This is a genomic window from Novosphingobium sp. 11B (assembly GCF_054589055.1).
Genome location: NZ_BAAILP010000207.1, coordinates 1 through 488 on the forward strand (window position 1 = coordinate 1; position 488 = coordinate 488).

Here is a 488-nt window from a genome sequence, read left to right on the forward strand (position 1 = left end):
TCCTTGAGCACAGCCCCGAAGTTGTTCCAGATTCCTGCGTAGCGATCGGCGTCATTCTCCGAGAGCTTGTCGAGTTCCGAGAGGATGCGATTGCTCACGCCTTTCTGGATGGCCGACAGCACGGGGCTTTCCTGGATCATCTCGCGCGACATGTTGAGAGGGAGGTCCGCGGAATCGACGAGGCCGCGCACAAATCGCAGATAGCGCGGGAGGATCTCCGCTTCATCGGTGATGAAAACCCTTCGCACATAGAGTTTGATGCGGCCATTGCGGTCGGGGTCGAAGAGGTCGAAGGGCTTGCTCTCCGGGATGAAGGTCAGCACCGAATACTCGTGCCGCCCTTCGGCCCGGTAGTGCAGCGTCATCGCCGGCTTGTCGAACTGCCCCGCCACGCTGCGATAGAAGTCGGCATACTCATCCTCGCTGATGTCCGACTTCGACCTGGCCCACAGCGCTGCGCCGTCGGCAAGCTGCCGAGCTTCTTCCTC

At 60.9% G+C, this 488-nt stretch carries 1 pseudogene; it reads right to left on the reverse strand.

What is annotated here, in order from left to right:
* Positions 1-488 (reverse strand): annotated as a pseudogene (locus ACYPYD_RS19020) (molecular chaperone HtpG); the annotation flags it as partial.